Consider the following 18905-nt stretch of genomic DNA (forward strand, 5'->3'; position numbering starts at 1 on the left):
ATCATGGCATTTTCATGCGGGTGTTGCAAGGCGGGCTTCCGGAAACTTGTAGGACCCCTGCGGAATCCCTATCATGTCTCTCTCGGGCACAATTCCTTCCATTTCCATGGCACTCACACTTCACACATCCCTTCAGCGCATTGGTGCCGCAGCGTCCGAGGTCATCATTCTCTGCGACGCGTTGGAGGACGCCCCCCTGTGGATAAAGGATGTCACTGGGCACTATCAGTGGGTCAACCGATCCTTCCTTCTCAATTTCGGCGTGGAGGATCGCGATGCTGTCCTCGGGAAGACCGACTATGATCTTTGCGGGCTCCAACTCGCCGAGCAGTACCGGGTGGATGACGAGCGGGTCCTGTCCGGCGAATCGATTGTCGGCCGCGTGGAATTGGTGGGCCGGTACAACCACACCGCGCGCTGGTGCTCGACCACGAAGATTCCATTGCATGACAACAAGGGCAGGGTGGTGGGAACAGCAGGCATTACGCGTCCGCTGTCGATCCCGGTCGAGCCGCCGCGTCACGAGCCGATGAGCATCGCCATCCGCTGCATCAGCGAGCAAGTCGGGCGCGCCCTCACGAATGCCGACATCGCGCGCGCGTGCGGCCTGTCGGTTCGCGCCTTCGAGCGGCAGTTCCAGGCGCACTATCGCTGCACACCTCAGGTCTATGTGCGGCAATTGCGCGTACGGCTGAGCTGTCATGCACTGGTCAATTCACGCAAGAGTCTGGCGGAAATCGCCACGGAATTCGGGTTCTCCGATCAGAGCCACTTCAGTCGTGAATTCAGGAAATTCATGACCGATACGCCGGGTTCGTACCGGGAGCGTCATCAACGCTGAAGCGATTGGGCGCCGCGTTGCCGGCATGACGTTTTTCTACCAAAGAATGCCGTCAGCGTCCTAGCCAAGCGATCGATTGTGCGATAAGGTTCCCGCCTTTCGGTTCGTTTGCCACGAACGCAGTCACCCACATCCCCTTGTCCATGTCGACCCACGTGAACCCCTGGCGCGCCATCAGGCGGAACCGCCCGTGAGGCCGTCTCCTTTCCGTCCATGAATTCAGTCACTTCACTCAAGACCGTAAGGTCCAACGTCAAATCGCTCGTCGAGGGCTCGCTCGCCGACAATGGCGGGCTGCTCCGGCTCGCGCCCTGCTGGGTGCCGCGCTCATTCCTGCAGCCCGGCAAGCGGCTGAAGCTGCATCCCGATGACCTCTATGCGTTCGGCCTCAACCGAGGCGGCATCGATGAGCGCTGGTTTGCGTCGACGACGCCGGCGGCCAACGAAAACCGCACTCCGGACGAGGGACTCAGCTACGCGGTGGCTGCGGGAAACCGCTTCACGCTCGCCGATGCGGTGGCGGAATGCGGCGCGGAGCTCATCGGCTCGGCGATCTGGAGCAAGTACCGGAAGTGGCCGGTGTATTCAAAATTCTTCGACAACAGGGGGCCGATTCCGCACCACATGCACCAGTCGCAGGCCCAGGCGGCGCTGGTGGGGCAGGAGGGCAAACCCGAGTCGTATTATTTTCCGCCGCAGCACAACAATGTCGGAAACAACTTTCCGTACACGTTCATGGGACTCGAACCGGGAACGACCAAGGCGCAGGTGCGCCGCACGCTCGAGCGCTGGAACAAGGGCGACAACGGCATTCTCGATCTCTCCCGCGCGTATCGTCTCAAGCCCGGCACCGGCTGGCTGATTCCGCCCTGCGTGCTGCACGCTCCTGGATCGCTCTGCACGTATGAACCGCAGTGGGGCTCCGACGTCTTCGGCATGTATCAATCGCTGGTCGAGGGGCGCGAGGTGCCATGGTCGCTTCTCGTCAAGGACATGCCCAAGGAGAAACACCACGACCTCGACTTCATCGTCGACCAGCTCGACTGGGAGGAGAATCTGGATCCGAATTTCAAGGACAACCACTACCTCGAGCCGGTGCCCGTCGCCGACACGCGCAGCGCGGGTTATGTCGATCGCTGGATCGTGTATGGCAGGATCAAGGGACGTCAGGACTTTTCAGCCAAGGAGCTGACCCTCGAGCCCGGCGCGAAGTGCACGATCAAGGACAACGGAGCCTATGGACTCATCACGGTGCAGGGTCGCGGAAAGATGAACAAGCTCACGCTCGACTGTCCGAAGCTCATCCGCTTCCACGAGCTCACGGAGGACGAGGTGTTCTGCACCGAGGCCGCGGCTCGGGCGGGGGTCACGTTCGAAAACACCAGCCAGGTGGAGCCGCTGGTGATGCTGCGCTACTTCGGACCGGAGGTGAATCCCGACGCACCCGCGATGGGCGCCTATCGAAAGAACACCTTCTGATCCGCCCGCGCGGCGCCATGCAGTCGCAGCCGCGCGATCGAATCCACGCATCCAGTCTTCAACCGCAGAATTCTCCCCATCCCATCATGCCACAAAACAACTATCCAAAACTGCACAACGCGATGTGGCCCGGCCTTGTCGGCAAGGGCAGTCCGGGCGCCGAACCCTTCATCGATCTCGACACCATGCTCGATCTCACTGCCAAGGCGGAGGTCGACGGCGTCAGATTCGATGGCGTGGATCTTTTCCTCAGCGCCCCGCACACGCCGATCGACAGCGACGACAATGCCCTCAAGGAACTCGCGTCCAAACTCAAGAAACGGAAACTCGTCGCCGGTTCAGTGGTCGCCCCCGTTTGGGGACCTACCGGCGGCGGATCAGCGATGGGTTCGGAGGAGGATCGCAAAAAGTTTGTCACGCAGGTGCGCCAGGCTTGCCGCATCGGCGCGAAGCTGCGCGAACTCGGCGTGCGTCCTTCCGGGGTCGTCCGCATCGACTCCTCCGCGTCCGTCGCGGACTGGGCGAAAAACCCCAAGGCGAACACAAAACTCATCGCGGCGACGTTCCGCGAGGCGGCCAAGGTTGCGAAGGATCATGGCGAGCGGCTCGCGGCCGAAGGCGAGATCTGCTGGGGCGGCATGCATTCGTGGAAGCACATGCTTGAACTCCTGGAGGCCGTGGGCCTGCCCAGGGTGCTGGGCTTCCAGGCGGACATGTCGCACACGCTCCTCTACACGCTCGGCGAAAACGCACCGGCGCACCGCATCGTGCCGAAGAAGTTTCACTGGGAGCCGGGGGCGACGCATGAGGCCCTCAGGAAACTGACTGACGCGCTCCGCCCGTGGACGATCGATTTTCACGTGGCCCAGAACGACGGCAGCGTGTTCGGCTCGGGCACGCACGACCACACCGGCCGCCACTGCCTCGCGACCGATCCGAAGGGCAAGCTGAACATCATTCGTGACTCGGCCTACTGGCTGCGCGACGGACGTGGCAAGGTGACGAGGAAGATGCGCCACATCTGCTGGGACGGATGCATGTTTCCCAACGAAACCATGATGAAGCAGCAGACCTGGAACGACATTCTCGCCGCAATGATCCAGGTCCGCGAAAACCACGGCTGGTCCGAATAGTTCTCCTCAACTCCATTCTCGCGTCATGAAAACACTCAATGTCGGCATGATTGGCTACGGCTTCATGGGCCGCGCCCATTCGAACGCCTTTCGCAGGGTCAACAACTTCTTCCCGCTCGATCACCAGGTGGTGCTCAAGGCCGCGTGCGGACGCGACGGCGCGAAGACCCAGGCCTTCGCCGATACCTGGGGGTATGAATCGGTGGAAACCGACTGGAGGCGGCTGATCGATCGCGCGGACATCGATGTGATCGACATCGCCGCCCCGAACAATGTGCACGCAGAGATCGCCCTCGCGGCCGCGAAGGCCGGCAAGATGATTCTTTGCGAGAAGCCGCTCGCGATGAATTCACCGGAAGCGCTGAAGATGGTGAAGGCCGTCGAGAAGGCGAAAGTTGCCAACATGGTCTGGTACAACTACCGCCGCATCCCAGCCGTCACGCTGGCCAAGCAGTTGATCGATGAAGGCAGACTCGGACGCGTGTTTCACTACCGCGCCAAGTTCCTGCAGGACTGGACGATCTCAGCGGACGTTCCCCAGGGAGGCCCGGGCACCTGGCGCCTTGACGTTTCCGTGGCCGGCAGCGGCGTGACGGGAGACCTGCTCGCGCACTGCATCGACACCGCGCTCTGGCTCAATGGGGGCATCAAGTCGGTGACGGCGACGACGGAGACCTTCGTCAAGCAGCGCAAGCACGCCGAGACCGGCAAGATCGCAAAGGTTGGCATCGATGACGCGAGCCTGTTTCTCGCCCGCTTTGCCAATGGCTCGCTGGCGACTTTCGAGGCGACGCGTTATGCGCGCGGGCACAAGGCGCTCTACACCTTTGAGATCAACGGCGAGCATGGCTCGATCTTCTGGGACCTTCATGATCTCCATCGACTCCAGTGGTTCGATCACCGCGACACCGGGATACTCCGCGGCTGGCGTTCGATCCACGTCTCCGACGGTGACCATCCGTACATGAAGCGGTGGTGGGTGCCGGGACTCCAGATAGGCTATGAGCATTCGTTCGTGCACCAGGTGGCTGACTTCATCGAGGGAATCGAATCTGGAAAACCCGCTGCGCCAACTTTCCGTGACGGCCTTGCGACGGACTACGTGACCGATGCCGTGCTGTCCTCCGCCCGAACCGGCCGTTGGGTGAACGTAAGGTCCGCCTGACATCTTCGGCACCGACTTTACGAGCATGCCGCAGCCCCAAAGGGGCGCAATACTCCCAGCCCATGGCGACGCGCCAGGCGACTCGGCGTTGGGTCAATTCCACTCAACACAGCGCGATACGATTCAGAAGTCGATGAAACCAGCTGGCACGATCTCTTCGCCTCTCCTGGCGCAGGGCATCACGCGTTTCAGATGCCGGGCGACTGCGCAGTGGCGCGAGAGTCGCTGGAGAGCACCGGATTTCCATGGTCATTGGAACCTGAATAATGTTAAAGGTGAGGTTTGACCCCATCAGAGTCGGTGGAATTGGAATAATGCGAAAGGTGAGGTTTGACCCCTTTTGCCTTGGAAGGCGGATTTTTGGGTTTGATTCGGAGATGGGTTGCAGGATTTCAGGCAAGGCCGACCCGGCGGATGACTTCCAGGGGTGGTCCGTCGAAGGTGGCTAGTGGGATGTTGCCGATGTATTCCAGATCCTTCGTGCCTTCGGGGGTGGTGTAGAAGCCGCCGGCGGTGAGGTCCCGGAAGAGCGCGAAGAAGATGGACGCCTTGACGAAGGCTGGCCCGGCGGCGGAGCGGAGGCGGATATCGTCGCAGATCGCCGCACGCTGGCTTTCGGAAAGATCAGCGAAAGACTTGGCAAAACGCGATCCAGCCTCGCGATCGATCCATTCCAGTCCGTCCAGCACAATCGGGCGATGCTCGCGCTGCTGCGGGTATGGAGCGCTGACCCATTCGTCGATGAAATCGACCACTCCCACGGCGGAAGCTGACGGAGACTTGTCGTCGGAGGGGATGATGGTGTCGCAGAGCGCCGCCGCCGTCCGACGCTGGGCCTCGTTCAGCGTGAGGGGCCAGAAGTCGCCGGGGTTGTAGGCCTTGGTCAGGTCGGCATCAGTGCCGTATCCCCGGGATGCGAACGCGGCGGATGATTCGCCGCGGACGGCAAGCTGAGCCAGCGGCAGACTCGCCGCGGCGGTCATCATCCACTTGATCGCGACGCGCCGCTCGATGCGACGATTGAGTCCTGATGAATTGTCGGAAGTGCTCATAGGTTCTGCTTCTTCGCCTCTGACACGATGTAGTCGGACGCACGCCAGGCGAGGGCCATGATCGTTTGTGTCGGATTCTTGTCCGCGTTGGAAGGGAACGGCGCCCCGTCGGTCAGGAAGAGGTTTTTCACATCGTGGGTCTGGCACCACTGGTTGGTGACTGAGTTCGACGGCTTGTCCCCCATGATGGCGCCGCCGACCTCGTGGATGATCGAGCCGCCGGGGAGGATGGCTTTTGCACCGTCCGTTTCGACAGGTCCGTTTGTCCGTCCGCCCATTTCCCGGATGACATCAGAAAACGTCTTCACCATATGCGCAGCCTGCCGGGTTTCATGCTCCGACCACTGCCAGTGGAAACGAAGCACGGGAATGCCCCACTTGTCCTTCCTGTCGGGATCGATCTCGCAGTAGGATTTTTCGTTGGGGATCATTTCGCCGCGACCGGACAGGCCGACAAATGAGCCGTAGTAGCGGCGAACATCCTCCTTGAATTTCCGACCGTAGCTGCCGCCCGTAAGCCATTCCAAGCCGGTGCCCGTGCCTGCGCCGGGCATGCCGCGCCCGCCGCCAAATTCAATGTGATAGCCGCGGGCAAAGCCCAGCTTGCCTGCAAGCTGTTCCTTGTAGAGCCACCAGGGCGAATAGACATGGGCGCCACCGGCACCATCCTCGTTATGGGGCGGCAGGCTCTCCAGAATGGGTATCTGCCCCGACACCTTTGCGCCGACGGTGTCCATGAGGTATTTGCCGACGAGGCCGCTGGAATTGGCGAGGCCGTTGGGAAACTGCGGGGATTTGGAATTCAGCAGAATGCGAACCGATTCGCAGGCGCTGGCCGAGAGGATGATGATTCGCCCGGCGGCGTGATGCTCCCGGCCCGTGCGGCGATCGATGAAGATCACGCCGGTTGCCCTGCCCTGCTTGTTGACGGTGACTTCGCGCGCCATGGCGTCAGTCAGGAGGTCGAGATTGCCCGAGGCCATCGCCGGAGGAAGATGAACGGTCGTCGACTGGTAGTTGGCGCGGATCGAGCAACCGCGCCCGCACGCTGTCGCCCAGAAGCATGCCGCGCGCGCCTGCATCGCCTGGTTGACGACGCGCTGGGCGAACGGATTTCCCGGGTGCAGCTTTGCGGGAAGATGATCGAAATCGAGCCGCTGGGTCAGCACTGCGCGGTGCGCGGCGACCACCGGAACGCCGAGACGCTTCCCGCGATCCCTCATCAGCATGTCGCTTATGCGCGGCTTGGGAGGCGGCAGGAGGACTCCGGCAGGCGAGTCGGGGGTGTTTTCAAGGCCGTCGTTGTCGCCGTAGACGCCAATGAGCATCTCGACCTTGTCGTAATAGGGGGCGAGGTCCTCATAACGAATCGGCCAGTCGAAGCCGAGTCCGTCGCGCGATTTCGGTTTGAAATCATAGGGGCCATTGCGGAACGAAAGTCTGCCCCAGTGATTGGTCCGACCTCCGAGCATGCGTGACCGCCACCAGGTGAATTCATGTCCGGGTGCCGTGGAGGCCTGGGTGTACGGCTCACCCGGGACCGTCCAGCCGCCGTCAACCGTCGCGTCGTGAAATCCGAAGGGTTTGTCAGGGGTGGATGCGCCACGGAGCGGAGCCTCCCGGTTGGTCTGAAACATGGCTGTTTCCTGCTCGGGGACGTAGTTGCGCCCCGCCTCGAGCATGAGAACCTTCATGCCCTCCAGTGTGAGCGTGTAGGCGGTCTGTCCGCCTCCGGCGCCGGAACCGACAATGATCGCATCGTAGCCTGGTTTGAGTTTGTCCGCGGTGACGAGTGGCATGGGAAATTTCGGGCTATTGCAACGCTGGGTTCGCGCCTGTCGGGCAGGAAATTCAATCTTCAGTAACGAGAGAGGGACAGACTCGCAAGATCGTCAAGCGACTCGGCGGGGGGATTTTTCCGGGCTGCTCAGCAAATCTGCTCGGTGGTGAGCAGGAGCGCCTTGTCCGGCGAGCAGTCGGCGCGCAGCGCAACAAATCGATCGCGGTAGCGGTCGAAGGTGGGCCAGAGCGCGACGCGATCGGTCTCCGGAATCGGGAGCGCATCGATCGCGCTGCGATTGAAAAAGCCAAATCTGCCCTCCTCCATCGCGCGGGGCAGTGAATCGATCGGACGAAGACACCTGAACAGAAAGAGCAGCCAGTGTGACTGCCCTTCATAGGCCTTTTCGGCGATCATTGCGAAAAGGTGCAGATCCGAAACGGCGATCTTGAAATTGGTCTCCTCGCAGGTTTCGCGAACGGCGCATTCAAACGGCGATTCACCGGTCGATATTTCGAGTTTTCCGCCAATCGGGCTCCACGAGCCAAGATTCGGAGCCTTCGCCCGCAGGAGCAGCAAATGCTCATGCTCTCGGTTTTCGATGAAGACCAGGACCGCTATCTTGTATGGAAGCGTTGGTAACATGTTTAATTCTAAAACCTAACAACACACTGCAATTTGATATCGTTATTTAATTGCCTTGAAGTTAAATTGCATTAGCGTGCGCTTTGTGACCTCTGATAGCCTGACAATTCTAGATTGGGGTGCGAGCCACTTTGCAGCGGCCAATTTTCATCGAACTCGGAAATCCACTCTGCGGCTGGACGCCTGGGCGTGCGAGGAGGTGCCTTCGGGCGTTGACAGCGAGGCACCGGTTCATGCTGAAGCAACGGAAACCGCCTGGCGCCGGATCAAGAGGCTAATGGGCGATTCGCGACGGGTGATTCTGTGCCTGCCAAGCCCGCCCGTGAAACTTTCGTCGGTGGCAATCGCGCCGCTCAACAAGCGAGATGCGCGGCGCGCGCTGGATCTCGAAGCGAGGCAGTCTCTGGGAAAATCGGTTCAAGCGAAATCCTGGACGTTCTGTCGAACGGGCGTTCGCGAAGGCGCAACCGAGCATGCCTTGGCGTCGTTGGAGCGCGGGGAGGTTGATCGATGTGTGGAACTGCTTGCGAGGATCGGTTTCATTGTCGATGCAATCGTGCCACAGGCGTTTGCGCTCGCTTCGCTGCTGCGTTTTTGCCCGGATGACGGCGATCGTGCCAATGCCTTTGTTCAGATAGGCGCGTCAACGGCCCACCTCCTGTTTTCCGAGAAGGGAAGGACTTCGATGCAGTCGCTGTCGACCGGTGGCAATGCCTTCACGCGGACCCTGGCGGACGATTTGTCGCTGCCGGTGGCAGAGGCCGAGGGACTGAAACGCAGGCTGTGTTCCGGCGCATCGATGCGCAACGTGGTGGGAGCGTTCCCCGGATCGAAGGACGCTGCGTGCGAGGATGACGTCGTCAGCGAGGCTTTCCGCCGGACCCGCGACTTGTTTGCCGGTCGTCTTCAACTCGAAATGACCCGTGCGATCGTCGGTCACCGGGGTCCAGCGGGCAGCGCTTTGCCGATAGACGTCCATCTTCTCGGAGGCGGTTCGAATGTGCCCGGACTCTGTGAAAATCTTGGGCAACGGTCGAGGCTTGCGGTCCGTTCATTTGACGTGAACCGGATTTTTACGGCGAGCGATGCGATCGAACGAATGGATGCGATGACCCGCTTGCGCATGGGGGATCTCGCAATCGTCGGGCAGGCCTTTCATTTTGGAAATCTGGGGGAGGCCAGTTTGCTTGGGCGATCCATGTCGCGCGGGGCAGCCGTCGCCCGCCATCAACCATTGCTGCTGGGTGTTGCCGCAATAACCGCAGTGGCACTTGCGCCTCCCATTGTCATCCTGCGGCAGTCCGCTTCGACCATGAGTCAGCGCATGACGGCGGTTGAGGACGCGGTTCGTGCGCGCCGGGAGATTCGTGTGCGCATTTCCGAGAATGCAGCCACCATCGAGAAGGCTGGCAGGGAGATCGCCCGATGGCGAAAATTTGCGATGGCCCGTGGAAACTGGGTGCGTTTCCTTGCCGAGCTGCAGGCCAGGTTGGGCGCTGCGGGAGACATGTGGCTGGATCGCCTGCAGCCGTTCACGGCAACGAATTCCGCCCACGCCGCGGCGGGCGGCCTGCGCTTGGTGATGGCGGGACGCGTTCTGACGGCGACACCCGACGAGTCTGAATCCAGTGCGGAAGCCAGGGTGCGCTCGTTCCTGAAGGACATGGCTGCGTCGCCGTTTATCGCTGCGTTCGAACAGGAGCGATTCAACCGAAGCGACGAGGGAATTCTGGGATTCGAGGTTGTTTTTCGCATGAACCGGAGCGAGTCGCTCTGAAGGGGCTGGTTCGATGCATTGGCTGAAGCTTCCTTCCCTTCGATTTCCACTGGTGCTCGCGGCTTTCGCGATTCTGGTGGCGGCCGAGACTCTCACGCTCCTGCATTGTCGTGCGGTGGCGGCGGCGTCACGGGACAAGCTGGCGGCGGCGATTCGCAACCTTCATGTCATGATGGGCGGGAAGGAATCGGCGCCGACTCTGGAGAACCTCGAGCGCAGCCAGATAGGATGCAGGACGGCTTTGCAGTCGCTCGAGACGGTGCGCGCGGCGTTGATGGGCGTGCGTTCCGAGCCGGATCAACCGCGAGTGTCGGCGAGTTTGCCCGAGCGCGCGGGGGCGTACTTTGACCTTGCGCGGTTCGTGGATGGTATGGCCGAACTCTGCCTTGCGGAGGAGATCGAGATTCCGGAGGACCTTCGATTCGGCTTTGCCACGCATGCGAACACCGCGCCCGGTGCGGATCTGATCCCGGCACTTGTGCAGCAAAGCGCGGCGATCGAGGATTTGGTGGCCGGTCTGGTTGCGGCGAAACCCCGGCGGATCGAATTTGTGCGACGACAGAACCCCGGGTTGCGCGACGACATGAAGGACGGAGCATCGCTGATGACGTCGAAGTCCCGGGCACCCTCCGTTGCTTCGGACTACTTTGTGCATGATGGACAGTCAGTCGTTGCGCGAAGCCTGGGTTTGAACGCCCTCGCATTCCAGGTTGGCTTCATTGGAACGAGCGCCTGCCTGCGTCAATTCGTCAACCGCCTGGCGAGCCGAGGAACGCCCTGGTGTGTCACGTTGGTGGAAGCCCGGTCAACGGCGGGACCCGGTCCTGGTAATGCATCGCATGATCGAATGGCGGGCCGCGGCGATGCTGCGCGCCGATGCAGTCAGATTGGACCGGTTCCCCTTCGGTTCATTGTAACGGCAGAATGGATACGCGGTGTCGCTGAAGAGGGCGCCGGCGTCACGAACAAGGTTTCGGGATGAGCGCTCCCCTGAGGATCTCCGGCTGGCTGGCTTTGATCGCGGCCGTGGCGGCGGGTGAGTACGGATGGGTGGTGACCAACCGCCGAAGCATGCCGTCCTGGGGGGAGCCGGTCACGGGTGGCGTGGTGACGCATGCGAGGACGCTGGATTTGGAGGCGCCGGCCGAACTTCCCGAGCCCTCCGTCTGGGAGGCGCCGCCGTTGCAGCCGAGAGGACCTGAGTGGCGGTATGAGGTGTTTGCTCCGCCGGTCCTGCAGCGCTCGCCGGAAACCTGGATCTGGAGTCCTCCGGCATCCTCCCCGCCGATTCCGGAGGCCAAAGCCGAGCCTCCTTTCCAGGCGGAGTTTGGAATCGAGGTGGAGGCGATCGTCCGCGAGCCGTTTCCTGTCCAACTGGTGGGATTTGGACGGACGGCGGACGGCATGTGTCTTGGCATTTTTGAGAATGCCGGCAGCGGCGACACGATGATTGTGCGTGCGGAGGATCTCATCGACGGGACGGACTACGCGGTGGAAAGCATCGAGATCGCGCGCTCCGGCGCGGCGACGGCGGATGAAGGGGCCCTCCATCTGATCAGAGCCGAGGCCGTTGTGAAATGCCGTTCAACGGGAGATCGAATCAAACTCACGACGCTTCGAAGGACCTACGTGGGTGAACCGTGGATACGCTATCGAAGCACGGGTGGACCGGTGAAAGAGGCGGCGGGTGGCGCGCATCTGCTTGAAACGGATGCAGGAGTCTACCGAGTGGAATCGCTGCAATTGGCCGAAGTGTCGGGAGTGGTCGACGTGTTGAAGGAGGGCCTTCCCGGGGACAAGCCTGGGTCGAGGCAGTTTGTTGTTCCCTTGATCGATTCATTCAGGCTGGGCCCGGGGGAAAACAGCCGGTCCGCACCCGAAAATCTGATTTTTGCGGACGTGTCGGGTTCGCGGGGGGGCGCGCTGTGACTGCAGGGTGCGCATCAATCGCCGCATCGCGATGCGCCCGGCGCGCGTTTCCGATGTACACGCTTGCCATTGTAACCTTGGTTGCGATTGCCCAATCGAAGGCATCGCGCGCAGAGGAGGAGAGGCTGGTGTCAGATGTTCATCCGAGCGGCTCCGTGCCGATGGATCCAGTCGCCCCGGATGGCGGTGAAAAAGCCTCCGGAGCCCTGTCGAACTTTCAGGTGGAGCGACTTTTTGGCAAGGGGAGGGCACAGTATCTTGCCGGGGATGCTGCTGCCGCGGAGGAGACGCTTGAAGCAGTGGTGCGTGTGGAGCCGGCACACCGCGATGCCCTTTCCCTGCTTGAGCGCATCGCCGCGGAGCGTGCCAGCTCAGTCGCTTCCCTCCGCGACCGCATGCGCTCATCCATGGTTGAGGAAGTGGCGCGTTCCTGGCAGAGACCGGCGATCTTCGAGGAACGGAGTCCGCGGCAGAACGAAGTGGCGGATGCCTCGCTTCCCCTTGTGCGGAAACTGGCTTCGATTCATGTGCCGAGCGTGAGTTTCAACCGGGTCGACCTCGTTCGGGTCGCCCAGAGCCTGGGCGCGCTCGCGGAGGAGCTGGACCGCTCGGCGGAGGATTCCAGGGGAGTCAACATCGTGCTTCTGGATCCTTCCGACCGGAATCCTGCGGTCACGATCACCCTGCGGAATCTGTCGCTGAAACGCGTCCTTGATCTCGTGACGGATTCCGTGGGTTACCAGTACGAAATTCAAAAGGACGCCGTTGTCATACGTCCCGGGGGCGAATCGACCGCGCTTGACACCGCGTTTTTCCCGATCGCGCGGTCGACCGTGATACGCATGACGGGGTCGGGAGCCGCGCATCCGGCATCGCCGGCGGGTGGGACGGATGCGTTTGCATCGGGTGCCGAATTCGGCGGAGCGGCGGCCGCGGCTTCAGGTGCGCTTGCCATGGGACGAGGGGAGGCGGGCGCGCTGAGGGCTTTCCTGCAGTCCGCGGGAGTTGTGTTTGACCAGACGCCGGGCGCCAGCCTCGCCTACGATGGATCGGCGATGATCGTGACTCAGACGCCACGCAACCTTGAACGCATTCGCAACATCCTGAACCGCTACAATGACGTGCGCCAGGTGGAGATTGAGGCGAAGTTCATGGAGGTGCAGCAGGGCGTTCTTGACGAAATGGGAATCACCTGGAGCGTGGGCCGCCGGGCCCACCCGAGGACGGATCCTCTCACCGGAAGCACCGTGTACGATTCACTCCAGGCCTACACAACGGATCGCGTAAATCGGACCTTGAACTCTGCTTTCACCGGATCCGCGAACGGCAACTCGATCGTGATCGACAACCAGGCGGTTGCCAGCACCGCGCCTCCGCGTCTTCCCGGGGCAGCCGCTCTTGCAGGAGAAGCGGCGAGCCTGGCGGCCATTTCCGGAATTGTTGGCGACTTCAATGTCAGCGCCATGGTCCGGCTGCTCGCGCAGAAATCGGGCAGCGATCTTCTCAGCGCGCCGCGGGTCACGGTCCTCTCCGGCAATGCAGCCACGATCACGGTCGCGCAGGAACTGCGGTTTCCGCAGAGCTACGGCGAGATTCAGAGTCAGGTTGGAACAGGGAGGACGGCCGCGGACGGACTCGGAGGCGGGGCGGCGGGGGTGACGATCACGGCGGGCACGCCGCAGGATTTCACGACACGGAATGTCGGCGTTGAATTGAAGGTCACTCCGACCGTCGAGGAGGACGACTACTCGATCAGCCTGGATCTCACGCCGAAGGTGACAGAGTTCGAGGGATTCGTGGAGTATGGCGGGCCGAGCGTGGCAGTTTCGGGCGGGCGAACGGTCACGGTGCCTCCCGGTTTTTATCAACCCGTGTTCTCGGTGAGGGAGGTCAGCACAAAGGTGACATTGTGGGATGGCGCGACGCTCGTCATGGGAGGGCTCACGCGCGAGGAGGTGAAGAAGGTCCATGACAAGGTGCCGGTATTGGGCGACATTCCGCTCTTTGGACGCGCGTTTCGGTCAAAGGGCGAAAGTTCGCAGAAACGCAATCTGCTCATCTTCGTGACGGCGAATCTGGTGAGCCCTGGAGGATCGCCGAAAAAGCAGATGGTCGGAGGCGTTCCACCCAGCGCCTTGTTTCAGAATCCCGTGATTGTCACGCCGCAAAAGGCGGTTTCGCGCGGAGGGGGGAGATGAGTATTCTGCGCTGGCGCCGCAGGCCTCGCGCAGTTTCGATCCTGCATGGCCAAATGGCTTCTCATTGACGGATTCAATCTTGCCTACCGATGCTTTTTCGCGATCCCGGAGCTGACGCGCGCGGATGGCTTTCCCACCAATGCTCTGCATGGATGGGTGAAATCGATCTGGAAGCTGGAGGATCAGGAGAAGCCCGACGGAATCCTGGTCTTCTTTGACCTTGGTGGCGCGCAGGAGCGGCTGGCGCTGCATCCGGAATACAAGGCGCAGCGCGAGGAAATGCCTGATGCGCTGGACAGGCAGATTCCGTACGTCAAGGCGCTGACCCGGGCGATGGGCCTGGTTGGTGTGGAGAAGGAAGGGATCGAGAGCGATGACCTGCTCGCCTCGCAGGCCGTGGCGCTTGCGCGCGCGGGGCATGAGGTCCTGATCGTGAGTTCCGACAAGGACTTCGCGCAGATTGTGAATGAGCGGGTTCAGATCATGCTCCCGCCTCCCTCGGCGAATCCGAAGCTGGGCTGGCGATTGCTGACAGCGGCAGGCGTGGTTGAAAAATTCGGGGTGCCTCCGGCTCAGATAGCCGACTACCTGGCGCTGGTCGGGGACACCTCTGACAACATCATGGGCATTGACGGTGTTGGCCCGAAGACCGCGGCGAAATGGCTGCAGGAATTTGGATCGCTGGAGGGGATCCTGGCCGCTGCGTCGCAGTTGAAACCGGAGCGGTTTCAAGCAATCCTCACGAATCAGGCGGATGCGGTTCGATTGAACCGAAGGCTGACGACCCTGAATCTGGCGCTGCCGGCACTGCCCGCGGTTCGATCGGAGCCGGACGTTGGTGTGTTGTTTCGCCTGCTGGGGGAGCTGGAAATGAAGCACTGCCTCGCGGATGCACAAAAGCGCTACGCGCAGCGGGAACTCTTTTGATCCTCAGCCGGCCGATACAATTCCGGTTCAATTTCCGGAGTTGGGTGCGGCTTCAGCGATTCCTTCGTTCGAGACCCCTTCCGGATCGAAGATGTAACCGACACCGTGAACCGTGCGGAACATGTCGAGCTTGATGCCATGTTCGAGGAAGATGTCGCGAACCTTCACAATGTATTGATCAAGGGAGCGGCTGCGGATGTCGGCATGGATTCCCCAGACCGAGTGAATCAACGCCTTTCTGGTGATGACCACGCCGCGGTTGGCGGACAGGTAGGCAAGAATGCCAAGTTCCTTCCGGCCGAGTTTCTGAACCTGTCCGTCGGGAAACGTGATTTCCAAACGAATCGGGACGACCTGGGCGCCTGCAAATTCGAACGGCTCATCGCTGATCCTCACGTTCTTTGTGACGTTGAGATCGGCTTTCGATTCGGCGCGTCGGAGCACGGCGCGAATTCGGGCGACCAGCTCAGCATAGCCAAACGGCTTCGTGATATAATCGTCTCCGCCAAGTTCCAATCCCTTGACCTTGTTAACCTCCAATGTGTTGCCTGTCAGGAAAATCGTAGGTACAACGATATCCGCCGCCCGCAGCTCCTCCATCAGCGCAAAACCAGTCTGATCCGGCAGGTTGACGTCCAGGAGCATTAGGTTTGCGAAATTCTTCTTCAGGAAGCGTGCGGCGTGCTGGGCGCGGTTGCAGACCTGGGTCATCATGCCTGCTTCCTCGAGATGAAGACAGATGAGTTTGGCCAGCTCATCTTCGTCTTCAACGATCAGTATCAAGGGTTTGGGTTCGGCACGCATGGGTGGAGGTGGGATCCGGTGGGCGGGCTGTGAGTATGAATTTCGATGGGTTTATTTACAAAGTAGGCGAGGTTGTCTGATTTTTACAATTCGATTCTTTGATGGGCACCCAAATGGCCAATCCGATCGGGCAGACATGCCATTCATGAGAAAGTTGCGCGGCGAATAGACTTGCGCACAAAATTGGCGTTCCTTGCTGTGGCGCAATGTCCGCCCGTTTACCTTTATTGATGTTGGGACTGCCGAAGGGCAGTTTGGAGGAATCCACCAAGAACCTGTTCGCGAAGGCGGGCTGGAAAATCACGACGAATTCCCGTTCGTACAAGCCATCGATCGACGACCCGGAACTCGATGGGCGGTTCATTCGCGCCCAGGAGGTGAGCCGGTATGTGGAGCACGGCTTCTTCGACTGCGGTCTGACGGGATTCGATTGGATCCAGGAAAACCAGTCGGACGTGGTCGAGGTTTGCGATCTCGTCTACAGCCGCGCATCGGTGCAAAAGTCGCGGTGGGTCCTCTGCGTTCCCGAGGCGTCTCCGATCAGGGAGCCTGCCGATCTCGCGGGGAAACGCATAGCCACTGAACTGGTCAACACGACGAAGCGCTACTTTGCCGACTTGAAGATTCCGGTGCAGGTGGAGTTTTCGTGGGGGGCGACGGAGGTGAAGGTTCCGGACTTGGTTGACGCGATAGTTGACATCACCGAGACGGGATCGTCGCTTCGCGCGAACAAGCTCCGCATTGTTTCGACGTTGCTGGAGACGAACACGAAACTGATCGCCAACAGGACCAGCTGGGAGAATCCCGCCAAGAGAAGGAAGATCGAGGTGATCGCTCTGTTGCTTCGGGGTGCGCTCGAGGCGGAGACGAAGGTGGGATTGAAGATGAACGCGCCGCGTACGTCCCTCGATGCAATTTCGAAGGCCATTCCAGCGCTGCGCAATCCGACGGTTTCGCCTCTCAGCCATCCCGATTGGGTCGCTCTGGAGACCATCATCGACGAGAACGTCGCCCGTGAGATCATTCCGCAGCTCAAGGAACTGGGTGCCGAGGGCATCGTGGAATATCCCTTGAACAAAGTCGTTTATTGAAGAGGTTGGTTGCGAATTCATCTGGGCGCTACGCCATTTCATTGCAACGCAACGATTCCTGCCATGGCCACGGTCACTCTCGGTCTGCTCCAACATTCCTGCTCGGCGAAACCAGCGGAGAACCTCAAGAAGGCTCTGTCGCTGACTGAGACCGCGGCGAAAAAGGGCGCAAAAATCATCTGCACCCAGGAACTTTTCCGCTCCCAGTATTTCTGTCAGAGCGAGGACCACGCGAATTTCAGTCTTGCGGAGTCGATCCCCGGGCCCAGCACCGCGGCGTTCCAGAAGATCGCGAGGAAGCACAACGTGGTCATCATCGCCTCGCTGTTCGAACGGCGCGCGTCCGGTCTGTATCACAACACGGCGGTGATCATTGATGCGGGCGGAGCCGTGCTCGGGATATATCGGAAGATGCACATTCCCGATGATCCGCTTTTCTACGAGAAATTCTACTTCACACCGGGCGACACCGGCTTTCGAGCCTGGCGGACGCGGTATGGCAGGATCGGTGTCCTGATCTGCTGGGACCAGTGGTACCCGGAAGGTGCGCGGCTGACATCGCTGCAGGGAGCGGAGATACTTTTCTATCCCACGGCGATCGGGTGGCATCCGGGAGAGAAGGCCGAGTATGGCGTCAATCAGCACGGTGCATGGGAGACGATTCAGCGCTCCCACGCCGTTGCCAACGGCTGCTTTGTGGCCTCGGTCAATCGCGTCGGCCACGAGACGCCCATAGGCGGAGCAGGGCTCGAATTTTGGGGGCAGAGTTTTGTCGCGGGAACCAGCGGCCAGATCCTGGCCAAGGCCTCGGTCGACAGGGAGGAGATCCTGCTGGCAGACATCGATCTCGGCAAGGTTGACGTGACTCGCACCCACTGGCCGTTTCTTCGCGACCGGCGAATCGATGCCTATGGCGACCTGACGCGGCGATTCATCGACTGATGGATTTTCCCGGCCGCCGACTCGTCGAACATTCGCCTTCATGCCACGTCGTTCCGTACGTCCCCGTTCCGCCGCCGCAGATTCTGCGGACGATCCCAAGCCCGCGCAACTGGGCTTTCGAATGCCCGCTGAGTGGGAGCCGCAGGATGCGGTGTGGCTGTCTTGGCCGCACAAGCGCGCGAGCTGGCCGGGGCATTTCCGGCGCATCCCGGCGGTGTTTGCGGGCATAGTCGCCCAGATCAGCCGCTTTGAAAAGGTCCGCATCAACATCGCCGCTCCACTTCAAAGGCGGGCCCGCTCGTTGATTGAAAGGGCGGGGGCGAACCTCGAAAGGGTCTTCCTGTACAACCATGCAACGGACGATGCCTGGTGCCGCGATCACGGGCCGATCTTTGTCAGGAACGATCGCACTGGTGAAGTGGCGGTGACGGACTGGATGTACAATGCGTGGGGCGACAAATACCCCCCGTATAAGAGGGACAACCTCATCCCGCCAAAAGTGGCCAGGGCTCTTGGCATGCGACGTTTCGAAAAGAAGATGGTGCTCGAAGGCGGATCGATCGATGTGAACGGCGAGGGACTGCTTTTGACAACGGAGGCCTGTCTCTTGAACCGGAACAGGAACCCCGGCCTCACGAAGGAACAGATTGAGCAGAACCTTCGCGACTATCTCGGCGTAAAATCGATACTGTGGCTCGGCGACGGGATTGTCGGTGACGATACGGATGGGCACATTGACGACATCAGTCGGTTTTTCGCGGGCGATGGAATTGTGACCGTCGTCGAGCCCAACAGGCGCGACGCCAATCACCGCATCCTTGCGGAGAATTCCGAGCGACTGGCCTCCTTTCGCACGCCGACTGGGAAAAAGTTCAGAATCGCCGAGCTCCCCATGCCAAAGCCCGCCTTCTGTGAAGGCCAGCGGTTGCCGGCCAGCTATGCGAATTTTCTGGTGATCAATGGTGCCGTTCTGATGCCGGCGTTTCGGCAGCCCAAACGCGATGCAATGGCCGCGGAGGTGCTGGCGGATTGCTTTCCCGGACGAGAGGTTGTTCAAATTGACTGTCTCGATCTCGTCTGGGGACTTGGCACCCTGCATTGCATTTCCCAACAACAACCCGCCTGAAAAACCGCGAACCATC

Annotated in this window: 16 protein-coding genes; 12 read left to right on the top strand and 4 right to left on the bottom strand. The window is 60.9% G+C overall.

From position 1 onward, the window contains the following. The first annotated feature begins 106 nt into the window (after window positions 1-106). The 4 genes from HS122_17360 to HS122_17375 all read left to right on the top strand — a co-directional run bounded on the left by HS122_17360 (window position 107) and on the right by HS122_17375 (window position 4618). Window positions 107-841 (top strand): AraC family transcriptional regulator, encoded by a 735-nt coding sequence (locus HS122_17360; GenBank protein ID MBE7540165.1) that lies wholly within the window; start codon window positions 107-109, stop codon window positions 839-841. A 213-nt stretch (window positions 842-1054) separates the two neighbouring features. Next, window positions 1055-2320, top strand: a complete 1266-nt coding sequence (locus HS122_17365; protein ID MBE7540166.1) for a hypothetical protein — start codon at window positions 1055-1057, stop codon at window positions 2318-2320. A gap of 86 nt (window positions 2321-2406) precedes the next feature. After that, complete coding sequence (locus HS122_17370; GenBank protein ID MBE7540167.1) at window positions 2407-3453, top strand: TIM barrel protein; 1047 nt, start codon at window positions 2407-2409, stop codon at window positions 3451-3453. 25 nt (window positions 3454-3478) lie between these two features. Then, entirely contained in the window at window positions 3479-4618 is a 1140-nt protein-coding gene (locus tag HS122_17375) for a Gfo/Idh/MocA family oxidoreductase (protein ID MBE7540168.1), read from the top strand. A gap of 392 nt (window positions 4619-5010) precedes the next feature. Here HS122_17375 and HS122_17380 read toward each other — a convergent pair whose 3' ends face one another. From HS122_17380 to HS122_17390, 3 genes are all read right to left on the bottom strand, one after another. Further along, entirely contained in the window at window positions 5011-5604 is a 594-nt protein-coding gene (locus tag HS122_17380; GenBank protein MBE7540169.1) for a gluconate 2-dehydrogenase subunit 3 family protein, read from the bottom strand. 62 nt (window positions 5605-5666) lie between these two features. Next, a complete protein-coding gene (locus HS122_17385) occupies window positions 5667-7469 on the bottom strand; it encodes a GMC family oxidoreductase (protein MBE7540170.1) in 1803 nt (600 codons plus the stop codon). Window positions 7470-7597: 128 nt separating this feature from the next. Next, a complete protein-coding gene (locus HS122_17390) occupies window positions 7598-8095 on the bottom strand; it encodes an NUDIX domain-containing protein (GenBank protein ID MBE7540171.1) in 498 nt (165 codons plus the stop codon). Between the two features lie 322 nt (window positions 8096-8417). On the opposite strand from HS122_17390, the gene HS122_17395 reads away from it, so the two are divergent. From HS122_17395 to HS122_17415, 5 genes are read left to right on the top strand one after another with little or no spacing between them, the layout of a single operon-like run. Then, window positions 8418-9872 (top strand): hypothetical protein, encoded by a 1455-nt coding sequence (locus tag HS122_17395; protein ID MBE7540172.1) that lies wholly within the window; start codon window positions 8418-8420, stop codon window positions 9870-9872. Between the two features lie 13 nt (window positions 9873-9885). After that, the gene (locus tag HS122_17400; GenBank protein ID MBE7540173.1) at window positions 9886-10854 is read left to right on the top strand and encodes a hypothetical protein; all 969 of its coding nucleotides are present in this window, start codon (window positions 9886-9888) and stop codon (window positions 10852-10854) included. Beyond that, window positions 10851-11801: a hypothetical protein gene (locus tag HS122_17405; protein ID MBE7540174.1), complete on the top strand. Its 951-nt coding sequence runs from the start codon at window positions 10851-10853 to the stop codon at window positions 11799-11801. The genes HS122_17400 and HS122_17405 overlap by 4 nt, the downstream gene beginning before the upstream one ends. Window positions 11802-11854: 53 nt before the next feature. Then, window positions 11855-13999, top strand: coding sequence for a type II secretory pathway, component PulD (locus HS122_17410; protein MBE7540175.1), 2145 nt, complete (start codon window positions 11855-11857; stop codon window positions 13997-13999). A gap of 45 nt (window positions 14000-14044) precedes the next feature. Beyond that, window positions 14045-14926, top strand: coding sequence for a 5'-3' exonuclease (locus HS122_17415; protein MBE7540176.1), 882 nt, complete (start codon window positions 14045-14047; stop codon window positions 14924-14926). 27 nt (window positions 14927-14953) lie between these two features. On the opposite strand, the gene HS122_17420 is transcribed toward HS122_17415, so the two are convergent. Further along, window positions 14954-15730, bottom strand: a complete 777-nt coding sequence (locus tag HS122_17420) for a response regulator transcription factor (GenBank protein MBE7540177.1) — start codon at window positions 15728-15730, stop codon at window positions 14954-14956. 230 nt (window positions 15731-15960) lie between these two features. On the opposite strand from HS122_17420, the gene HS122_17425 reads away from it, so the two are divergent. The 3 genes from HS122_17425 to HS122_17435 all read left to right on the top strand — a co-directional run bounded on the left by HS122_17425 (window position 15961) and on the right by HS122_17435 (window position 18889). Next, window positions 15961-16821, top strand: a complete 861-nt coding sequence (locus HS122_17425; GenBank protein ID MBE7540178.1) for an ATP phosphoribosyltransferase — start codon at window positions 15961-15963, stop codon at window positions 16819-16821. Between the two features lie 63 nt (window positions 16822-16884). After that, on the top strand, window positions 16885-17763 hold the full coding sequence (locus HS122_17430; GenBank protein ID MBE7540179.1) for a carbon-nitrogen hydrolase: 879 nt from the start codon (window positions 16885-16887) through the stop codon (window positions 17761-17763). Between the two features lie 121 nt (window positions 17764-17884). Continuing rightward, window positions 17885-18889 (top strand): agmatine deiminase family protein, encoded by a 1005-nt coding sequence (locus tag HS122_17435; GenBank protein ID MBE7540180.1) that lies wholly within the window; start codon window positions 17885-17887, stop codon window positions 18887-18889. The last annotated feature ends 16 nt before the right edge of the window (window positions 18890-18905 follow it).

The sequence above is a fragment of the Opitutaceae bacterium genome (genome assembly GCA_015075305.1).
Lineage (GTDB): Bacteria > Verrucomicrobiota > Verrucomicrobiia > Opitutales > Opitutaceae > UBA6669.